Origin of the sequence: Polynucleobacter sp. MWH-UH23A, assembly GCF_040409805.1 — a bacterium.
Lineage (GTDB): Bacteria > Pseudomonadota > Gammaproteobacteria > Burkholderiales > Burkholderiaceae > Polynucleobacter.
In genome coordinates this window covers 899,027-919,266 of record NZ_CP099572.1, presented here as the reverse complement: position 1 = coordinate 919,266, position 20,240 = coordinate 899,027, and the positions used below count along the sequence as shown (strand labels likewise).

Below are 20,240 nucleotides of genomic sequence, written 5' to 3'. Positions count from 1 at the left end.
TATCGAATTGTAGCAGATAGAGTCCTTAGACCCTATTTAGCGAAAAAGCCACCAAAGGGCAGCCCATCCGCGAAAATACTATATAAATCAATAGCTTATGGATAATTAAGGGGTCATTTGTGCATTTAACTTAGCCTGACTTGGATCATGAAGCTTATTTAAAGCAGACAAATACGCTTTTGCGGAGGCTGCAATGATGTCAGGATCCGTGCCCACGCCATTCACTATGCGTCCACCTTTTGACAAGCGCACCGTGACCTCACCTTGTGACTGAGTGCCCGATGTAATTGCATTGACTGAATACAACAATTGCTCAGCACCACTCTTTGCAATTTCTTCAATCGCATTCAAGCTTGCATCCACCGGACCATTACCTTCGGCCTCAGAACTTACTTCCTTATCCCCCATCCGGAAGGTGATGCGAGACTTAGGACGCTCACCAGTTTCAGAATGTTGATTTAAAGAAACAAACTGGAAGAACTCGCCTTCTTCTGCAGCAGCATCAGACATGATGGCGATGATGTCTTCATCAAAAATCTCTGCCTTTTGATCCGCTAAAGCCTTAAAGCGTGTGAATGCCTCATTCAAATCCGCTTCCGCCTCAACCGCAATACCTAACTCTTGTAAGCGTTGCTTAAATGCGTTGCGACCAGACAATTTACCCAACACAATTTTGTTAGTTGTCCAACCTACATCCTCCGCACGCATGATTTCATAAGTTTCACGATTCTTCAAAATACCATCTTGATGAATGCCAGAGGCATGCGCAAAGGCATTCGCACCCACAACCGCCTTATTTGGCTGAACTACAAAACCGGTTATCTGAGAGACTAATTTGGATGCAGGAACAATTTGGCTTGCATCGATACCGCAAACCATATCAAAGTAATCTTTGCGCGTGCGCAATGACATCACAATTTCCTCCAATGCGGTGTTGCCAGCACGCTCACCTAAGCCATTAATGGTGCACTCGATTTGACGCGCTCCTCCGATCTTCACGCCCGCTAAAGAATTAGCGACAGCCATACCCAAGTCATTGTGACAATGAACCGACCAAATAGCTTTATCTGAGTTAGGAACACGGGTACGCAAGGTTTTAATGAACTCGCCATACAACTCAGGAGTTGCATAGCCAACCGTGTCAGGAATATTGATCGTTGAGGCACCTTCATTAATGACAGCCTCAACCACGCGACACAAGAAATCCATCTCTGAGCGATAACCATCTTCTGCAGAAAACTCAATATCGGAGGCCAAATTTCTAGCAAAACGGATGGAGCGTTTCGCCTGCTCCAATACTTCCTCTGGAGACATGCGCAATTTGACAGCCATATGTAATGGGCTGGTCGCCAAAAATGCATGAATACGCTTGGCATTTGCAGCTTGCAATGCATCTGCGGCGCGGGTGACGTCCTTGTCATTTGCCCTAGCTAATGAGCAGACAATCGAATCCTTGACCGCGGCAGCTACTGCTGAAATCGCCTGAAAGTCGCCCTCTGAGCTCGCAGCAAAACCCGCTTCAATCACATCAACCTTCAAACGCTCAAGTTGACGGGCAATACGAACCTTCTCGTCTTTAGTCATCGACGCGCCAGGGGATTGCTCGCCATCTCGCAAGGTGGTATCAAAAATGATTACTTTATCGCTCATCACTACTCTCCGGTTTTACTTAATATCTCTTGAACAGCATCCTAAAAACAAAAACCCCAGCAATTTGCTGGGGCTGGTATTGGTGGTTAATGGATGTTATCTATCTCATCAACTCAGGCCTCACCCGCCCCAAGCTCTGGGCTTAGTGCTAGCAGAAGAAGACCGTTTAAAAGTGAGAAATTCATCAACATAGAATCACTATACCCCAAAAATAGGCTTTTAGCTAAAACGTTTACCACTGAGGCGTTCCCAGGCCCAAATTACATAACCCGATGCGGAATAAACAACAAACAGACCAAATAGCGTTAAGGGCGGGTTTGATGAGATCAGAACAAAAGTCAAAATCAATAGCACCATTACACCAAAAGGCACCCGATAGCGCACATCCAAGGCTTTACCACTATAAAAACGCGCGTTAGAGACCATAGTTAAGCCAGCATAAACCGCGATGAAGAAGGTAATCCAAGGAATCGCAGAGTCACGGACTGGAATTTTATTGTCATCGGCCAACCAAATAAATCCAGCAATCAGCGAACCGGCCGCTGGACTAGGAAGTCCTTGGAAGAATTTTTTATCCACTACGCCAGTATTAACGTTGAAACGAGCCAAACGCAAAGCAGCACCAGCGCAATAAGTAAAAGCGGCTAACCAGCCCCACTTACCTAAGTCTTTAAGTGCCCACTCGTAAGCAACCAATGCAGGAGCAACACCAAATGACACCATATCTGCTAGTGAGTCATATTGCTCACCAAACGCGCTTTGGGTGTTGGTCATACGGGCAACACGACCATCCATTCCATCGAGCACTAACGATGCAAAAATCGCAATAGCAGCAACCTGGAATTGATCATTCATCGCATTAACGATGGCGAAGAATCCACTAAATAAAGCCGCCGTCGTAAATGCATTCGGCAATAAATAGATGCCTTTGCTACGTAAGCGTGGCTTTTCAGGAAGAAGTTCTTCCACTTCGTAATCAAGGTCATCGCCTAAAGAATCAGCCCATTGCTCCTCATTCGAGCCAAGTCGGCGTGTATTAATGCGACTGCGATTGATGCGACCACGACGGCGAAAGGTAGGCAAAGTATTTTCCGTTGAATGAAATAAATCAATCTAAACCTGGCACACGTGCCAAAGCGGTATTCGTTGCGAATACTTTATCACCCACAGCTACCAATGGTTCAGCAGTCAAGGGTAGATACACGTCTACACGTGAGCCAAAGCGAATAAAGCCATAACGCTCACCTGCTTTTAGGCGATCTCCAACATGGATATAACAAAGAATACGTCGCGCGATTAAACCAGCTACTTGCACAAGAGTAATCGTTTGACCGTTTGCGTCGATCACAACTGCATTACGCTCATTCTCGGTGGAAGCTTTATCTAAATCAGCGTTTACAAACTTACCTGGGAAATATTGAATTTCTTTAACCAGGCCGTTTACAGAACTTCGATTGGAATGAACATTAAATACATTCATGAATACGCTGATCTTCAGCGCTTCACGACCTGCATAGGGATCGTTTGCTGTTTCAACAACCACAATACGTCCATCAGCAGGAGATAAAACTAGATCACGACCAAGCGCCGGAATGCGCTGGGGGTCGCGAAAGAACTGGAGAACAAAGACAAAAATGATCCATAAGGGCCACGACCATGCAATGCCACCAAAATGATGAACCAAAAGGGTCACCACTCCCACTAGAGCCAAATAAGGCCAACCTTCTTTCGCAATAATGGGATGGGGATACATCATCTTTGTTCTGAGCCTTTGAAGTGAGGACTATAAATAAATTAGTTCTTAGTTTGATCAACTAATTTGTTCTTCGCAATCCAAGGCATCATCGAACGCAATTTCGCGCCCACTACTTCGATGTCATGCTCTGCATTCAAACGACGACGTGAGATTAATGTTGGAGCACCAGCCTTGTTTTCCAAGATGAAGCTCTTTGCATATTCACCAGACTGAATATCCTTCAAGCACTGACGCATTGCGTTCTTAGTATCTTCAGTAACGACGCGTGGGCCAGTTACATACTCACCGTATTCGGCATTATTGGAAATTGAGTAGTTCATGTTGGCAATACCACCTTCGTAGATCAAATCCACGATCAACTTGAGCTCATGCAAGCACTCAAAGTAAGCCATCTCAGGAGCGTAACCAGCCTCAACCAAAGTTTCAAAGCCTGCTTTAATCAATTCAACTGCGCCACCGCAAAGAACAGCCTGTTCACCAAATAAGTCGGTTTCAGTTTCTTCGCGGAAATTAGTTTCAATAATGCCAGCACGACCACCACCGTTGGCAGTTGCGTATGACAAAGCAACATCACGTGCTGAACCAGACTTATCCTGGTATACAGCGATCAAGTGAGGAACACCACCACCTTGCGAGTATGTGCCACGAACAGTGTGTCCAGGAGCCTTAGGAGCGATCATGATCACGTCCAAATCAGCGCGTGGCTGAACTTGACCGTAGTGAACGTTAAAGCCATGCGCAAATGCGAGTGCGGCGCCCTGCTTAATATTGCTATGCACTTCTTTGTTATACACATCAGCGATTTGTTCATCAGGCAACAACATCATGACTACGTCAGCATCTTTAACAGCATCTGCAACTTCCTTAACAGTCAAACCTGCATTTGCAGCCTTGCTCCAGGAAGCACCGTTCTTACGTAAACCAACAGTTACATTCACACCAGAATCCTTGAGGTTCAATGCGTGTGCATGGCCTTGTGAACCGTAACCAATGATCGTGACTTTTTTGCCCTTAATCAGGGACAAATCTGCGTCTTTATCGTAAAAAACTTTCATGCTGTTTCCTTCTGTTGAAAAATATCGTTATTAGAGTAATAAATCGGTTTAAAAATTAGACTTTCAAAATACGCTCGCCGCGCCCAATACCAGATCCGCCTGAACGCACGGTTTCTAGAATCGATGCACGATCAATCGAATCAATAAATGCATCCAACTTAGCGCCATCACCAGTCAATTCGATGGTGTAGCTCTTGTCGGTGACATCAATAATGCGGCCACGGAAAATGTCAGTTGTACGCTTGAGCTCTTCACGCTCTTTGCCTACTGCACGAACTTTAATCATCATGAGTTCGCGTTCGATATGAGGACCTTCACTCAAGTCGAATACCTTAACGACCTCCACTAAGCGATTTAAGTGTTTGGTGATTTGCTCAATGACATCATCCGAGCCAAAAGTGACGATCGTCATACGTGAAAGCGATGGATCTTCCGTTGGCGCAACACTTAAGGTATCAATGTTATAGCCACGAGCTGAGAACAAACCTACTACACGAGACAAAGCACCAGGTTCGTTCTCAATGAGAACAGAAATAATGTGTCGCATTACAGGTCCTCGCTACCCAAAAGCATTTCAGTAATACCCTTACCTGCTTGAACCATTGGCCAAACGTTTTCTTCTGGGTCAGTCTGGAAGTCCATAAATACCGTACGTTCTTTCAAGCGAATTGCCTCTTTGAGTGCACCTTCAACATCGGATTTATTCTCAATACGCATGCCAACGTGTCCATAGGCCTCTGCTAACTTCACAAAGTCAGGCAAAGAATCCATGTACGAGCTGGAATAACGCTTGTTGTAGGTCAGTTCCTGCCACTGACGAACCATACCAAGGTAACGGTTGTTGAGTGACACGATCTTCACGGGTGTGTCATATTGCTTACAAGTCGAGAGCTCTTGAATACACATCTGAATCGAGCCTTCGCCAGTAATCGTGAAAACATCTTTCTCAGGGAATGCCTTCTTGATGCCCATTGCATAAGGCAGCCCAACACCCATGGTGCCCAGACCACCGGAGTTAATCCAACGACGTGGCTTATCAAACTTATAAAACTGCGCAGCCCACATTTGATGCTGACCAACGTCAGAACAAATAAACGCATCACCACCGGTGAGTTCCCATAGCATTTGTACAACATACTGTGGCTTCACAATCTGCGATGCCTCGTCATATTTCAAGCAATCTTTTTTGCGCCACTCATTGATCTGATCCCACCAAGCAGCAACCTTGTCGCCATTTTTGCGTGGACCAGCAGCTTTAAGCTGAGCAGTCATTTCAACTAATACTTCTTTGAGATTACCAACGATAGGAACATCGACTTTCACCCGCTTAGAAATCACGGATGGATCAATATCAATGTGAATGATCTTGCGAGGATGGCTTGCAAAGTGTGCAGTATTACCGATAACGCGATCATCAAAGCGTGCGCCGATCGCAATCAATACATCACTGTGTTGCATTGCCATATTGGCTTCGTATGTTCCATGCATACCCAACATACCAACAAACTGTGGACTTGTACCTGGGAAGCCACCAAGACCCATCAAGGTATTAGTAACTGGGTAACCCAATAAATCCGCAAACTCTTTGAGCTCTGGTGCTGCGTCAGCTAGGATGATGCCACCACCAGTGTAAATATATGGGCGTTCAGCTTCTTGCAATAAAGCAATCGCTTTACGGATTTGACCGCTGTGGCCCTTGATTACGGGGTTATATGAGCGCATCTCCAGAGTCTCTGGATAGACAAACGGACCTTTGGCAGCAGATACGTCTTTCGGAATATCAATCAACACTGGACCTGGACGACCAGTCTGCGCAATATGGAAAGCTTTCTTCAGCACCAGTGGTAAATCTTTCACATCCTTCACGAGGAAGTTGTGCTTTACCACTGGGCGAGTAATGCCAACAGTGTCAGCTTCTTGGAAGGCATCCTCACCAATTGCATATGTTGGCACGTTACCGCTGATGATCACCATTGGGATCGAATCAGTGTATGCAGTAGCGATACCCGTAACGGCATTCGTAACACCAGGACCTGATGTAACTAATGCGACACCGACCTTACCGGTAGCACGTGCATAGCCATCTGCTGCATGAACTGCTGCTTGTTCATGGCGAACCAAAATGTGTTCGAACTTATTTTGTTTAAAAATTTCATCGTAGATAAAGAGTACGGAACCACCTGGATAACCCCAGACGTATTCAACGCCCTCTTTATGCAGTGCATGCACGAGCATTTCAGCACCAATCATTTCTGGAGGCGCTGCTACGGTATTTGTATTGGCTGAGTCTTTGTTAGCTTTAGTAGCTAAAAATTCGGCGCTGCTTGTATTCATTTCTTTCGTCCTTTGCAATTTTCGGCAAAAAATTGTTTAGTCAGTTCTATCCCCTGCTTATGGCCTGAGTTCGAACGGCGCTGCTACCGGAAAAACCACTTCGTAAATGAGAATCTAGGTAGTAAGCCCTATATTCTATAGCAATCCCCTAAAATGACCCAATTCCGACCGATTCAGGTGTAATCGACTGCATGGCATCCGCCCAAGAACTATCCGACTTTCTCAGTAGCGTCGAACAGCGTGCTTTTAAGCAAGCGGTTTATGCCGTGCGCGACGATGATGCTGCAATGGATATCGTTCAAGATGCCATGATTAAGTTAGCTGAGAAGTATGGCGATAAGCCCGCCCCTGAGCTGCCCCTGCTATTCACCCGAATTCTGCAAAACCGAATTCACGACTGGTTTCGACGTCAAAAGGTTCGAAATGCATGGGTAAGCCTGTTCTCCAGCATGAGCAGAAAAACTGAAGATAGCGATGATTTTGACCCTCTTGAGTCGCTTTCAGCTCCAGATGACAGTGAAATTCACCAAGATGGGGCAAAACAGCTCGAAAAGACTCAGCTTTTACAGGCTTTGGAGTCAGAAATCGCTAAATTACCTGTACGTCAACGAGAAGCCTTCCTGATGCGTTATTGGGATGAGCTAAGCATTACCGACACAGCCAAAGCTATGAATTGCAGCGAAGGTAGTGTCAAAACGCATTGCTCTAGGGCAACGCAATCATTAGCTAAAGCATTGAAATTAAAAGGAATTACCCTGTGAAGCACCTTGATGAAACCCTCAGTCCAGTACAAGCCGATGAATTTGGTCGCGCCAGCGCAGCCCTTTTGAGCCAAGGAGCTCAAAGCCTGCCTGCGCACATCAAAGATCGACTGTACAAAGCTCGCAAAAAGGCTTTAGCTGTCCGCAAGCCAGAGAAGATACTTGTCAAGACTCCAGCTCTTGCTGGCACATCCGGAAATTGGGCTGGCAGTTTTAAATCCTCCAGCAGTCTTTGGGATACCCTTGGTTGGTTGGCACCCCTAGTGGTACTCGTATTTGGACTCATCGGTATTGCGCAATGGCAAAACGAGTCTCGCATCAACGATATCGCTGAAGTAGATGCCGCATTACTCACTGACGATGTTCCGCCAGATGCCTATGCTGACAGCGGGTTTATGGCCTTCCTTAAAAACGGCGCGCTTTCTGATTCTGAAGATTCCTCCAGTGAGTTATCACCAAGCAAATAAGCTTGGTCATGATGACTTACTTCATCGCAGCTAACTTAAGCAAAGACATGAAGAATCTTGTTAGCAAACCCTTGATGGCGTTTACGCTTTCACTGTTCGTCTTTTGCGCTACAGATATTTATGCACAAAGTGCCAACCCTTCGCATGGGAAAACTACAGCTATACCCGCTAAGGCTCCAGATGGGACCTGGGATAGCTTGAGCCCTGCACAGCAAAAAACACTGGCACCGTTAGAAAGCGACTGGGACTACATGCTTCCCGATAGTCGTAAAAAGTGGATTTATGTAGCAAACCTATATCCCAAGATGGCGCCTGCAGATCAAGAAAGGCTGCAATCGCGCATGACCAGTTGGTCAAACTTATCTCAACGTGATCGTCGCATTGCACGGGAAAACTATCTCACTAGCTTGAAATTTCCCGCCGAGAAAAAAGTAGAGGCATGGAGCGCTTATCAAAAACTCAGCGATGAACAAAAAAAGAAGTTAGCTGAGAAGGAGGCCAAGAAAAAGCCAAACGCAATTAGCGCTCCCACCCTACAACAACACGCCATCCAACGCGAAACCACCCCTCCTCCTGCCGCACCCAGTCCGCGTGCTGTTCAAGCAAACACATCCGAAGCTGGCTCTTTGGCAACTCCAACAGCGCCAAGTACTACTGAGAATCAATAAGCGCCTTATCAATGACGCCTGCTGAATTAAGCTCATTACCTGCACCTCAATTTTGGCGCCGAGTTTCTTGCTGCCTTTATGAACAACTCGTATTGCTAGGTGTAGTCGCCTTTACTTTTCTACTCCCCAATTTAGGGCTTGGCATTCTTTTTGGAATTTCTTTGCCGAGCTGGTTGACTTTTTTGTATTTGTATTCTGTCTTGGGCATTTATTTTGTTTGGTATTGGACAAAATCTGGACAAACACTGGCAATGCAAACTTGGCGCATTCGTATGATTGGTACAAATGGCTTTAATCTAACCAGACGTCAGGCAATTTGGCGATATGTATATGGCTCACTTTGGATCGTCCCATGCGTATTTTTGCAATGGATGTTTCATCTGGAGAAATGGCAAATCATTGAGATGCTTTTTGCTGTCGCTTTATTTATCTGGCCACTGAGTATTTTCCTGGATAGACGCAACCCTTCCTTACGTCAAAGCATTCCAGATCGATTAGCAAACTCTAGATTAGTTGAGTTGCCAAAAAATCTAGTCAAACTCTCTTAATAGCATCCTTAGCACTCACGCAGACATTGCACTGCTGTAGCAGCTTGAATGCGCTTTTGAAAGCGATATCCTGCCGTCATAGTGGCACCCACACCAAGAACAAGACCTAAGGCGATAGCTTGCGCAAAGGCATTGAATTCAATATCCATTACATAACGACCCAAGCACCAGGCAGCGATACCCGCAGAAAGACCAGCCAATAGGCCTGCAAGCGCTCCGATGATTAATAGCTCCGTTATTGCAATCTGCTTAAGCATCATTTGTGAAGCCCCTATAGCCTTTAATAAAGCAGCATTTCTGAAGCGCTCATCCTGTGTAGCAGCCATAGCAGTCATTAGAACTAGAATCGCTGCCATCAGCGTAAATACAAACAACAAGCCCAATGCGGTTGAAAGTTTATTCAACACCTCCTGAATCTGCTGCAATGATGCAGAGACATCCACCATGGTGACATTCGGATAGGCTTGATTTATCTGAAAATCCAAGCTATCCAGATTAGGCGCTTGATAATAAGAAGTAATCCATGATTGCGGCATAGATTGCAAAAGCGCCGGAGGCATGATGACAAAGAAGTTCACACGCATGGAACTCCAATCTAATTTACGAATGGAAGTAATGGGTGCACTAACTGTTTCGCCGGCAACTTCGTAAGTTAATAGATCTCCAAGCTTAAGCTTTAGGGTCTTAGCAATTCCTGATTCAATCGAAATTTGCGGTTGATTCCCTACAATCCATTGTCCTGACAGGATGCGATTACCCTCAGGTAATTGATCTGTATAGGAGAGATTAAATTCACGATCGACTAAACGCTTTGCATTCTCATCCAAATAGCTAGCAGGTGAAATATCAACGCCATTAATTTGAATCAGGCGCCCTCTGACCATGGGGTAAAAATCGGGTTTAGGCGCACCCGATGATTCAATGAGTTTAGCCAAACTAAGCTTCTGATCACCTTGCACATTAATCATAAAACGATTGGGTGCATTTTGAGGAATATTGCCACGCCAGGCATTAAGCAAATCTTGTCTTAACAAGAAAATCAAGAGAATAGCCATGATAGCGATGCCAAGAGCTGTTATCTGCATCACAGCAAAGCCTGAGCGTCGCTCCATCGCTGTATAGGCGAAATGCGTAGCAAACTGACGCAATGAAATTTTTGAAACAAGGCATAGAGAAATACGAGCGCACAATGAAAAAAGGAGTAATGCGCCAATGAAGCTCAAACCCACCCAAAGAGCCAACTTCCAATCACGTGCAACCAATACAATCAATGTAGCGCAACTAGCGAGAGCAATAACAAAAACCCAAAGTGTAGAGATACCAGCAAACTCGAATTCTTTTCGAATTAAACGCATCGGCGATACTGAAGATAGACTTAATAAAGGCGGTCCTGCAAAAGCAAATAGTAAGACCCAAGTGAATGCAGTACTCCAAAGCACAGGAAGCAAGCTTGGCCTTGGTAATGAGGAAACAAGCAGATTACCCAGCACCTGTGTCAGCGTTTCTTGTGCGACAAAGCCAATCATCGAGCCCAAGATTGCGGACAATCCGCCCAAGCACAGCATCGTGGTCCACTGCTTTCTTAGAATCGTCATTCTGGTGGCACCAAAACATTTCAAGGTCGCGCAAACATCAGCCTGACCAACTGCATAGCGCCGTGCAGATAAAGCAATTGCTACCGCAGAAATCATGGCAGTGAGTAAAGCAACGAGTGATAAAAATTGCTCTGCCCTCTCCAGCGTCTTGCGCATCATCGGCTGCGCGTTCTCTAAAGATTCAATACGAATTCCGCGCAAATTTTGGTTCTGTATAGACTTTTCTGCCCATTCACGGTAAGCACTAATAGAACTGTCAGATCCTGCTAGCAATAAGCGGTAAGTGACCCGACTTCCCATTCCCACTAGGCCAGTTGCTGGCAAATCATCTAAAGACATCATGATGCGAGGTGCGAAATTCATGAAGCCTGCGCCACGGTCAAGCTCTTTTACTAATGCACCCGCAATTAGAAACTGGCGATCCCCCAAACGCAGTTCGTCACCCGGTTGTATTTGTAAGCTTCGAAGCATGGCTGGCTCCACCCAAACAGTACCAGCCGATGGCCCATGCTTTTGGGGCACCTCATTGGAAGAATCGTCGCCAAGTGGATAGATGGCTAATGATCCTCGCAAAGGGTAATTTGCGCTCACTGCTTTGATAGATGCCAGCTTGCTGTGTTTAGCGCTGCTAGCCATACTTGGAAAGACTGTTGTCTGCGCAATATCTAGTCCACTCTGTTGAGCATGCTCAATCAGAATCGGTGAAATAGGCTGATCCGCTACGATCAGCAAATCAGATGCCAAAAGTTGACGAGCATCAAACTCAAATGCCCGATGCATACGATCTGCTAGAAAACTAACACTTGTTAAAGCGCTTACGGAAATAACTAAAGCAGCAAACAGCCACCTGAGCTCTTTCGAGCGCAGGTCTTGCCGCAAAACACTATATAGATTCTGAAGCTGGGTAATCAAATCGCCTGAATCTGGCCACCATCAATTCTCATAATGGTGCCAGTTATGAAAGATGCATTCTGACTTGCTAAAAAAGCTGCCGCATCACCATACTCCTTGGGATCTCCATAGCGCCCCATTGGTATTTGACGCAAGCTGGCTTTAACAACTTCCTCATAGCTACTACCTTCTCGCTTAGCTCGCGCTTCATCGAGTTGACGTAAACGATCGGTTGCAACACGACCTGGCATGATGACGTTGACGGTAATGCCCTCAGCAGCAACCTCAGCAGCCAAGGTTTTTGACCAACCCAATAATGCGGCCCGCAAGGTATTTGAAATTGCTAAGTTTTTAATCGGTGCAATCGCGCCAGAAGTAGTACTCGTAATAATACGACCCCATTTACGCTGACGCATTCCAGGTAGGACACGATCGGTAATGGCAATCAGTGAGAGCACCATGTCATTGAAACTCTTTTGCCACAATGCTGGATCTTGTCCTGCAGCAGGTGTTGGAGGGGGTCCACCAGTGTTATTGATCAAGATATCAATGGGGCCAAGTTCTTTTTCTACTTTAGATACCAAACTATCAATAACCGATGAATCTGATAAATCCCAGTTCAATGCCAAAGCTACGCCACCAGCCGCTTCAATTAACTCGACTGAATTTTGCAAACCTTCAGGGTTGCGGCCGGTAACGGCTACTTTCACACCTTCACGCGCTAAGGAAACAGCCATAGCCTGACCCAAACCACGGCTAGATGCCATTACTAACGCTACTTTGCCTTTGATACCTAAATCCATAATATCTCCAGTTATTTTTATTTATTTTGCAATTTTTTGGTTTGATTCTGATCTTAATCCAAAGCCAATTTTTGTTTTGCCACTACTTCTTTGTAAACAGCATATTCCGCTTTGATCTCTTTTGAGAAGGCTTCTGGCCCATTCACGTTGATGATCGAGCCAGTCTCTTCTATACGCTTCTTAACCGCTGGATCTGCCACTACAGCCTTCAAAGCTGCATAGTATTTATCCACGATATCTTTTGGAATGCCTGCTGGACCCAATATGCCGTAATACGCCATACGATTGACTGGCGCCATGCCAACCTCAGAAAAAGTGGGAACGTTAGGCAATTGCGCTAAGCGTTTGGGCGCAGCAATAACGATGGGAACCAATTTACCGTCTTTAACAAATGGCAATGTTGATGGTAGGTTATCAAAAATCATCGACACTTGACCGCCCACAGTATCAGCCAATGCAGGGCCTGCACCACGATACGGAATGTGTACGATATATACGCCAGCTAGACTCTTAAACAACTCTGTTTGCAAATGGCCAATACCGCCTGTGCCCGAGCTTGAATAGGAATACTTTCCAGGATTGGCTTTCAAGACAGCCATAAAGGTTTTGAAATCCTTTGCTGGAAAGGAGGGGTTCACTGCAATGATATTTGGAGTTGCGGCAATGTTACTAATTGCAGTGAAATCAGTAATGGGGTCATAACCAATCTTGGGGTTAATGGCCGGGTTAGCGGCTGTAGTAGATACCGTAGCCATACCAATGGTGTATCCATCTTTAGGAGCACGCATCACCTCGAGCGCGCCAATTGAACCACCCCCACCTGCTTTGTTTTCCACAATCACAGGCTGACCCAATTGACGTCCCAATGCATCGCCTACTGCTCTCGCGATGATATCGGTACTACCCCCAGGCGCAAACGGAACAATTAAGCGAATAGGTTTAGTTGGAAAACTTTGTGCATGAGCAGGCCCAAGCAATCCTAAAGCTAAGATTGTTGAACTCAGCAATGCACGCAAATTGCTCAATGTACGTAAGTTGCTATGCTTTCTCATTCCGTATTCCTACATTCCTAAAGGTTTAGGCAAGTTGCCCGCATATTGATTCAACGCAGACTCATACTCTTTAAAAATCTCCGCTAAAGCCTGTTGTTGACCCAAGACTAAAGCCTGAGGTGTATTGTCCTTCAGAGCGACACGCTTGGTATAACGATTAGTGCCAATCAAAGAACTCCCCTTGCCGCTATTGGTTGAGCTCAAGAAAAATTCCATACTCACAACAGCTTCTGGCTTCACACGGTAATCACCATAGAACTCATTGACCGTTGCTTGCAAGATGTAATAGGGAAAATAGCTATTACCTTGACCTAAGGTGGCAGAAAAAATATTTGATTGGTTAATCCACTGCCGCTCTGCATTGCCAATCATCTCTGCAGGGATGGAGGTGTAGATGTTATAGAAGTCTTTCTCATAGCGCGCATCGCCCAATCGATAAACCAGCGACTTGCCATCAAAAGGTGGTGCTACTGAAACAGCGCCAATCTTTAACCAATACTCTGTACGCGCTTGTCGGGCTGGTCCAACTCGCTCAGGCGAAACCATCCAACTAGTTGGGGTAACTGGTGCGCGAGTAGGCAATGAACAAGCGCTTAAGATGAACACCAAAGCAATCAATAAAAACGGTTTTCTCATTTTTGCGCTCCGGATTGTCCTTGCGTGCCATTCATAGGCAAGGTAATTTTTGCTGGGGGTTCACCCCAAATAATGCTCGATGGTGACTGACTTGCAATTCGTGAGAACTCGTTCAACTGTTCGCTCGTTTGTTTGAGGTTCTCAATTGTTAACTGAGTGTCGCCTTGCATAGTTGTTACCGTTTGACGAATTGCTACCATCGTGCCTATCAGTTCACGCATCAATATACTGAGTTCATTTTTATCAGTCACTTTGGCGATTCGCTCCAGGATGACATTCATATTCTTTACGGACTGCACTAAGCCAGCATTATCTTTACCATTGCCCGCCATTAAGACATTTAAGTTTGCAAGCAAAGCATCAAATTTCTTCTGGGTGCCATCAATATTTACTTCATTTAAGGCGCTAATCAATTTCTGAATTCCGGAAATAATTTCATCTGCTTGATTAGGCAAAGAAGGTACGACTGGATATTCCGGCTTCCATGAATACGGCAATGGCGCGTGGTCCTCTGCGCTTTGCGGAGAAAAATCAAACTCAATATAGTTCACACCAGTAATACCCATGGATTTAACCCGGGCACGCAGACTATTTTTCACAAAATCAGCTATCTGCTTTTGGTCTACCTTCTCGCCAAATATTTGCATGCGGACTACCACATACTGCTTGCGCTCTTTAAATGGCATGTCGTCTTCATAAACATCGCCTGTTAAGCCTATGAAGGTAACCTGACCAATCTTAACGCCACGAAAACGTACTGCTGCACCGGTATCCAGTCCAGTGACAGATTGTTTGATATACGTTTCAACGAAAAAAGATTTTTTGAATATTTGGCCTGAGCCGAAAATCAGAATCGCCGTAACCAAAGCACCGATGGCCGCTAAGACAAAGATGCCTAGACGAAAGTAATTGGGATTTGAGTTATTACTCATGCTACGTCCTTACTCATAATGCGATTAAAGAATTGATGTACACGGGGGTCGGCACTGGTGTCTCGTAATACTTTTGGATCGCCCTCAGCAATAATGCCCTTGGCACCCTTATCCAACATAATGACTTTATCGGCAATCGCATAGATGCTTGCCAATTCATGGGAAACAATTACAAAGGTAATACCCAAGTTTTTAGATAAGTCCATGATCGTCTGATCTAGATCGGCTGAAGTAATGGGATCTAGACCAGCCGATGGCTCATCCAAAAACAGAATTCTTGGATTGAGTGCCATTGCCCTAGCAATCGCCGCGCGCTTTTGCATGCCGCCACTGATTTCGCTTGGCATATAGGATTCGTATGGCAATAGGCCAACTAAATCTAGCTTGCAGCGCGCCAATAAATCCATCTGGTCTTGCGTCAGTTGGGTGTACTCCTGCATAAACAGAGTTACGTTATCCAGCAAATTCATTGAACCGAACAATGCGCCCTGTTGGTACATCACCCCAAAGCTGGTCATGATTTTTTGTCGTTCTGCGCCCTGAGCCTTAGTGATGTTTTGACCCTCAATCAAGACATCTCCTGATAAGGGTTGATACAAACCAAACAAATTCTTCAGCAAGCTGGATTTACCGCAACCAGAACCACCCAAAATCACAAAAATTTCACCGTTATTCACAGTGAAGTTCAAATTTTCCATGAGTACATTAGAGCCGTAACCCACGGTGAGGTTTTGTACATCAATCGCATAGCTAGAGCTTGATTGACTTGTTGTGGCTTTAACTGACGGGGCTATTGGCGCATTCATTAAAAACCCGTCTTATAAGAAATGACTGCAAATATGCCGTCAACTAACACAATCATCACGATACTACTCACTACTGCGCGCGTAGCGGAAATACCGACTGCAGCAGCACCAGTACCAGTTTGCATGCCTCGCAAGCAACCCATTGCCGATACCACTACACCAAACATCGTTGCCTTAACCAATCCCGAAATAATATCTTCCACATCAACTGCACTAAGCATGCCGTTATAAAAGTTGATAAACGGAATACCGTAAATCAACATAGTGAACATCGATGCAATAATGCTGACGATGTCAGCAAATAAAGTCAGAATGGGGGCTACCAATATGCCTGCCAGGACGCGTGGCACGACCAAGAAACGAATTGGACTTAATCCCCCTGTTACTAGAGCATCAACTTCGCTATTGACTGTCATCGTGCCAATCTCTGCGGCGAAGGCTGCAGAAGATCTACCCGCCAACAAGATGGCAGTGATCAAAGGTCCCATCTCACGCACAATACCTAAAGCAGCTAGAGGCCCCACAAAAGAAACAGCGCCGAATTGCTTCATGCCGATTGCCGCCTGGAATGACAAAATAACGCCAATCAGAAATGACACTAGCCCAACAATCGGCAAAGCAGCAATACCAGCCTCTACCGCGGCATTCACAAAATCACCCCAGCGTACTTGGCGAATATTGCGCACTGACCATGCTAAATCCGCCGACAAATGACCCAAGAAGGTAATTAAACCTTTCGTATCATTCAGAAGATTTTGTACAGCCATTCCGGTACTGACAACAAAACTTCTTTTTGGTTTTACTACTGGAGTTGGAAACAGATTTGCAATGGGTTGCAATTCTTTTAGTAAGGGCTGGTAGCGCTCTTGCAAACCCTGAAGATCAAATTGAGCTCCAGCCTTTACTTGTGTTTCTTGAGTATTGATGACAAATGCAATAGCGGCGCCATCCATCGATGTCACCTTGGCAGCATCCAATGTCAAGAATGCATTTTTCAAATCACTTGGGGCAATCTTGGAAAGCCAGGAATGTTGACTTTCTTGTACTTGTGTCCAAATACCGCCAAGGCTATAAATGTCGACATTGCCGCTCAAGGTAATTTTGGCGTGACTGGCATCCAGTTGAGCCCATGCCACCACAGGTGGGCTAGCAGATGAAGATGCTGGGGAAACGGTGTCAGAAACGCTCATGAATAGACTATAAGGTATCCGTATGAATGTACTGAGAAAAGTCGATTCTTAAAACTCTATGAAAAAGGGCCCAGTTTTTCAACTAGGCCCTATATAAGATGGTGCGGCTGGCAGGAATTGAACCCACGACCCCTTGGTTCGTAGCCAAGTACTCTATCCAGCTGAGCTACAGCCGCAACAGCCATAATTATGCCATGGAAGAGAAAAACTACATTACACCCGCTGGTCACGAGCGCATAAAGACTGAGCTCTTACAGCTACTAAACCTTGATAGACCCGAGGTTGTGAAGGTGGTGCACTGGGCTGCCAGCAATGGCGACCGGTCAGAAAATGGGGACTACATCTACGGAAAAAAGCGTCTTCGAGAGATTGATCGACGGATTCGGTTTCTAAATAAACGCCTCGAAGTTGCTGTGGTTGTCGATAATACCGCCCGAAAATCAAGTGAAGCCGATGCCGAGCAGATCTTTTTTGGGGCAACGGTCACCTATTCCCCGCTAGAGGGTAAAGATGCTGGAAAAGAAACTGAGATCACCATTGTAGGGGTTGATGAAGTAGATCTAGAGAAAAATCATGTCAGCTGGGTTTCACCCATTGCCAAAGCTTTAATTAAATCTAGACTCGGTGATTGCGTCACCATACAAACACCGACAGGTCCCACTGAAATTGAAATACTGGATGTGCAGTATCGGTAAATTCTAGGCATGTATATTTACAGTGCGATTTACAGTGCACGGGTACGAGTAACACGCATCACATCAGGGTTCGCTCTTAAGCTACGCATGACTTTGGAGAGATGCAAACGATCAAAGACTTGGATCGTAAAGCGGATAGTGACGGAGTCTTCTTTGAAGCGGTCTTCCATAGATACATTCATGATGTTGGAGTCCGCTGCGGTAACGCTACTTGCTACTCGCGCTAATACACCCTTGCCTTGTATCGTGTCTATTGCTAAATCGACTTCAAATTCGCGATTGAGATCTTTACCCCACTCAACTTCCACCCACTTATCACTGTCTTTTGAGAGCATGCGCATGGCTACTGGGCAATCATTGGTGTGAACTTGTAAGCCCTCACCCTTACCTAGATAGCCAATGATGTTGTCGCCTGGTATAGGATGGCAGCAAGACTGAAAGTGAATAGAATTGCCTTCACGACCATCAACCAAGATAGCCTGGCGTTGATGTTGGGCAATATCTTGACTTGGGTTCACCCAGTCAGCTGCACCCAGGCGCATTTGTTCAGCACCACCTTCATCATCAATCAAAATCTTCAAACGAATAGCCAGCTCTTGTGGCGAACGACGCCCTAAGGCAATGTTGACGCAAGCTTCTTCACGCGTTTTATCACCCGTCCAGTGCATCAACTTTTCCCAAATTTCTGGAGTAATGAGCGCTGCATCAACACCTTGCTGGCGTAGGCTATTAGCCAAGAGACGCTCACCTAGCTGCAAGGATTCAGAATAGTGCTTGGTCTTTAATGAGTGGCGAATGGATGCTCTGGCTTTACCAGTACGCACAAATGCCAACCAACCAGGATTCGGTTGTGAGTTTGCTGAGGTCACGACCTCAATAATGTCGCCATTTTTGAGTTCGCTGCGCAGGGGCAATTGCAAGCCATTGATCTTGACAGCAACGCAAGTATTACCCAGATCACTATGAATAGAATATGCAAAGTCCAAGGCGGTTGCACCTCTTGGTAAAGCACGAATTTGGCCGGCTGGCGTAAATACATATACGGCATCAGGGAACAAATCGATCTTGACGTGCTCCAAGAACTCTTGAGAGTCGCCGCTACTATCCTGAATATCAATCAATGACTGCAACCATTGGTGTGCGCGATTTTGCACCTCACTCATATCGGGAGAGCCTTCCTTGTAGGCCCAGTGTGCCGCCACTCCAGCCTCCGCTACTGCATGCATATCCGAAGTACGAATCTGGAACTCTACTGGCACCCCTGAAGGACCTAATAAGGTCGTATGTAATGACTGGTAGCCATTTAATTTCGGAATAGCGATGTAATCCTTAAACTTACCTGGCATAGGCTTATAAAGAGAGTGCAATATTCCCAACGCACGGTAACACTCATCAATTGAACTGACGGTTACCCTGAATGCATAGACATCTAGGACTTGTGAGAAGCTCACATGCTTGGTGCGCATCTTGTTGTAGATGCTATAAAGCGTTTTTTCGCGACCGCGTAAATCAACATTAAGATTGGCTTTTGCAAATGCCATACGCGAGGCCTGCAAAATCTTCTCTACCATCTCCTTACGGTTACCACGCGCCCGCTTGACCGCCCCTTCAATCACCCTAAAGCGCATCGGCATTGAGTAACGGAAGCTGAGATCTTGAAGATCACGATAAATGACATTCAGACCAAGGCGGTGAGCAACGGGCGCATAGATTTCAATGGTTTCTGTTGCAACCCTGCGGCGCTTTTCCATTGGTACAGCATCCAAGGTGCGCATATTGTGAGTTCGGTCAGCAAGCTTAACCAAAATCACGCGCACATCGCGCGCCATCGCCATGAACATCTTACGAAAACTCTCTGCTTGAGCTTCAGCATGGCTTTGAAACTCTAATTTATCGAGTTTGGTTAATCCTTCAACAAGCTCAGCAACTTTGGTACCAAACTTTTCAACGAGATCAGCCTTAGTGCTCCCCGTGTCTTCAATCACATCATGCAAGAGCGCCGCCATGATGGAAGGTGCATCTAGGCGCCAGGTGGCACAGAGCTCAGCCACAGCAACCGGATGAGTAATGTAAGGCTCGCCACTGTGACGGTATTGCCCGAGATGCGCAGCATCTGCGAACTGAAACGCTTTTTTTATCTGCGCCACTTCCTCAGACTTGAGATAGCTTAGCTTAGAGAGCAAGCCATCAATTGATACGACTTGGTGCTTTAAAGGACGATCAGGTGCTGAAGTCGGCCCAAAGAGATGACGACTCGATTGTGCGAGTAGGCTCGCAATAATAGACTTTTTACTATCTTTGGAATTAGATTCTGAATCGAGCAGACTAGCCTGCTCTTTAGGCGAAGAACCGCCAACAAATTCCGATGTGTTTTTAGACCCTGATGGCCCAGTTCCTAGAG

At 45.7% G+C, this 20,240-nt stretch carries 19 protein-coding genes and 1 tRNA gene; 5 read left to right on the top strand and 15 right to left on the bottom strand.

All coding sequences use genetic code 11. The features are described from left to right. Window positions 1–105: 105 nt before the first annotated feature. The 6 genes from NHB35_RS04860 to NHB35_RS04835 all read right to left on the bottom strand — a co-directional run bounded on the left by NHB35_RS04860 (window position 106) and on the right by NHB35_RS04835 (window position 6,795). Window positions 106–1,650 carry a 2-isopropylmalate synthase gene (locus NHB35_RS04860; protein ID WP_353433261.1) on the bottom strand — a complete coding sequence of 515 codons (1,545 nt, stop codon included), beginning with the start codon at window positions 1,648–1,650 and terminating at the stop codon, window positions 106–108. Between the two features lie 219 nt (window positions 1,651–1,869). After that, on the bottom strand, window positions 1,870–2,733 hold the full coding sequence (pssA, locus tag NHB35_RS04855) for a CDP-diacylglycerol--serine O-phosphatidyltransferase (RefSeq protein WP_353433260.1): 864 nt from the start codon (window positions 2,731–2,733) through the stop codon (window positions 1,870–1,872). Between the two features lie 25 nt (window positions 2,734–2,758). Continuing rightward, window positions 2,759–3,406, bottom strand: a complete 648-nt coding sequence (locus NHB35_RS04850; RefSeq protein ID WP_215389640.1) for a phosphatidylserine decarboxylase — start codon at window positions 3,404–3,406, stop codon at window positions 2,759–2,761. 38 nt (window positions 3,407–3,444) lie between these two features. Continuing rightward, window positions 3,445–4,461 carry a ketol-acid reductoisomerase gene (gene ilvC, locus NHB35_RS04845; RefSeq protein ID WP_353433259.1) on the bottom strand — a complete coding sequence of 339 codons (1,017 nt, stop codon included), beginning with the start codon at window positions 4,459–4,461 and terminating at the stop codon, window positions 3,445–3,447. A gap of 55 nt (window positions 4,462–4,516) precedes the next feature. After that, window positions 4,517–5,008 carry an acetolactate synthase small subunit gene (gene ilvN / locus NHB35_RS04840; RefSeq protein ID WP_011902903.1) on the bottom strand — a complete coding sequence of 164 codons (492 nt, stop codon included), beginning with the start codon at window positions 5,006–5,008 and terminating at the stop codon, window positions 4,517–4,519. Beyond that, window positions 5,008–6,795, bottom strand: a complete 1,788-nt coding sequence (locus NHB35_RS04835; RefSeq protein ID WP_353433258.1) for an acetolactate synthase 3 catalytic subunit — start codon at window positions 6,793–6,795, stop codon at window positions 5,008–5,010. Before NHB35_RS04835 ends, ilvN begins: the two co-directional genes overlap by 1 nt. Window positions 6,796–6,986: 191 nt before the next feature. On the opposite strand from NHB35_RS04835, the gene NHB35_RS04830 reads away from it, so the two are divergent. Genes NHB35_RS04830 through NHB35_RS04815 form a run of 4 tightly spaced genes read left to right on the top strand, consistent with a single transcriptional unit; the run spans window position 6,987 to window position 9,239 of the window. Continuing rightward, window positions 6,987–7,556: an RNA polymerase sigma factor gene (locus NHB35_RS04830; protein WP_353433257.1), complete on the top strand. Its 570-nt coding sequence runs from the start codon at window positions 6,987–6,989 to the stop codon at window positions 7,554–7,556. Next, window positions 7,553–8,023 (top strand): DUF3619 family protein, encoded by a 471-nt coding sequence (locus NHB35_RS04825; RefSeq protein WP_353433256.1) that lies wholly within the window; start codon window positions 7,553–7,555, stop codon window positions 8,021–8,023. Before NHB35_RS04830 ends, NHB35_RS04825 begins: the two co-directional genes overlap by 4 nt. Before the next feature lie 47 nt (window positions 8,024–8,070). Next, on the top strand, window positions 8,071–8,691 hold the full coding sequence (locus NHB35_RS04820; protein WP_353433255.1) for a DUF3106 domain-containing protein: 621 nt from the start codon (window positions 8,071–8,073) through the stop codon (window positions 8,689–8,691). 11 nt (window positions 8,692–8,702) lie between these two features. After that, window positions 8,703–9,239 carry an RDD family protein gene (locus NHB35_RS04815; protein WP_353433254.1) on the top strand — a complete coding sequence of 179 codons (537 nt, stop codon included), beginning with the start codon at window positions 8,703–8,705 and terminating at the stop codon, window positions 9,237–9,239. 8 nt (window positions 9,240–9,247) lie between these two features. Here NHB35_RS04815 and NHB35_RS04810 read toward each other — a convergent pair whose 3' ends face one another. From NHB35_RS04810 to NHB35_RS04775, 8 genes are all read right to left on the bottom strand, one after another. Further along, a complete protein-coding gene (locus NHB35_RS04810; RefSeq protein ID WP_353433253.1) occupies window positions 9,248–11,614 on the bottom strand; it encodes an FtsX-like permease family protein in 2,367 nt (788 codons plus the stop codon). Window positions 11,615–11,742: 128 nt separating this feature from the next. Continuing rightward, window positions 11,743–12,528, bottom strand: a complete 786-nt coding sequence (locus NHB35_RS04805) for an SDR family oxidoreductase (protein WP_353433252.1) — start codon at window positions 12,526–12,528, stop codon at window positions 11,743–11,745. A gap of 53 nt (window positions 12,529–12,581) precedes the next feature. Next, complete coding sequence (locus NHB35_RS04800; RefSeq protein WP_353433251.1) at window positions 12,582–13,580, bottom strand: tripartite tricarboxylate transporter substrate binding protein BugE; 999 nt, start codon at window positions 13,578–13,580, stop codon at window positions 12,582–12,584. Window positions 13,581–13,589: 9 nt separating this feature from the next. Further along, entirely contained in the window at window positions 13,590–14,216 is a 627-nt protein-coding gene (locus tag NHB35_RS04795) for an ABC-type transport auxiliary lipoprotein family protein (protein WP_353433250.1), read from the bottom strand. Beyond that, window positions 14,213–15,148 carry an MlaD family protein gene (locus NHB35_RS04790; protein ID WP_353433249.1) on the bottom strand — a complete coding sequence of 312 codons (936 nt, stop codon included), beginning with the start codon at window positions 15,146–15,148 and terminating at the stop codon, window positions 14,213–14,215. Before NHB35_RS04790 ends, NHB35_RS04795 begins: the two co-directional genes overlap by 4 nt. Then, complete coding sequence (locus NHB35_RS04785; RefSeq protein WP_353433248.1) at window positions 15,145–15,954, bottom strand: ATP-binding cassette domain-containing protein; 810 nt, start codon at window positions 15,952–15,954, stop codon at window positions 15,145–15,147. Before NHB35_RS04785 ends, NHB35_RS04790 begins: the two co-directional genes overlap by 4 nt. Next, window positions 15,954–17,144 (bottom strand): ABC transporter permease, encoded by a 1,191-nt coding sequence (locus NHB35_RS04780; RefSeq protein WP_353433247.1) that lies wholly within the window; start codon window positions 17,142–17,144, stop codon window positions 15,954–15,956. Before NHB35_RS04780 ends, NHB35_RS04785 begins: the two co-directional genes overlap by 1 nt. Window positions 17,145–17,243: 99 nt before the next feature. Then, a tRNA-Arg gene (locus tag NHB35_RS04775) sits at window positions 17,244–17,320 on the bottom strand. An 18-nt stretch (window positions 17,321–17,338) separates the two neighbouring features. Between NHB35_RS04775 and greB the strand changes: the two genes are divergently transcribed. Continuing rightward, the gene (gene greB, locus NHB35_RS04770) at window positions 17,339–17,839 is read left to right on the top strand and encodes a transcription elongation factor GreB (RefSeq protein ID WP_353433246.1); all 501 of its coding nucleotides are present in this window, start codon (window positions 17,339–17,341) and stop codon (window positions 17,837–17,839) included. Between the two features lie 29 nt (window positions 17,840–17,868). Here the strand turns inward: greB and NHB35_RS04765 are convergent, their stop codons facing one another. Further along, window positions 17,869–20,163, bottom strand: a complete 2,295-nt coding sequence (locus NHB35_RS04765) for a bifunctional (p)ppGpp synthetase/guanosine-3',5'-bis(diphosphate) 3'-pyrophosphohydrolase (protein WP_353433393.1) — start codon at window positions 20,161–20,163, stop codon at window positions 17,869–17,871. Window positions 20,164–20,240 lie beyond the last annotated feature (77 nt).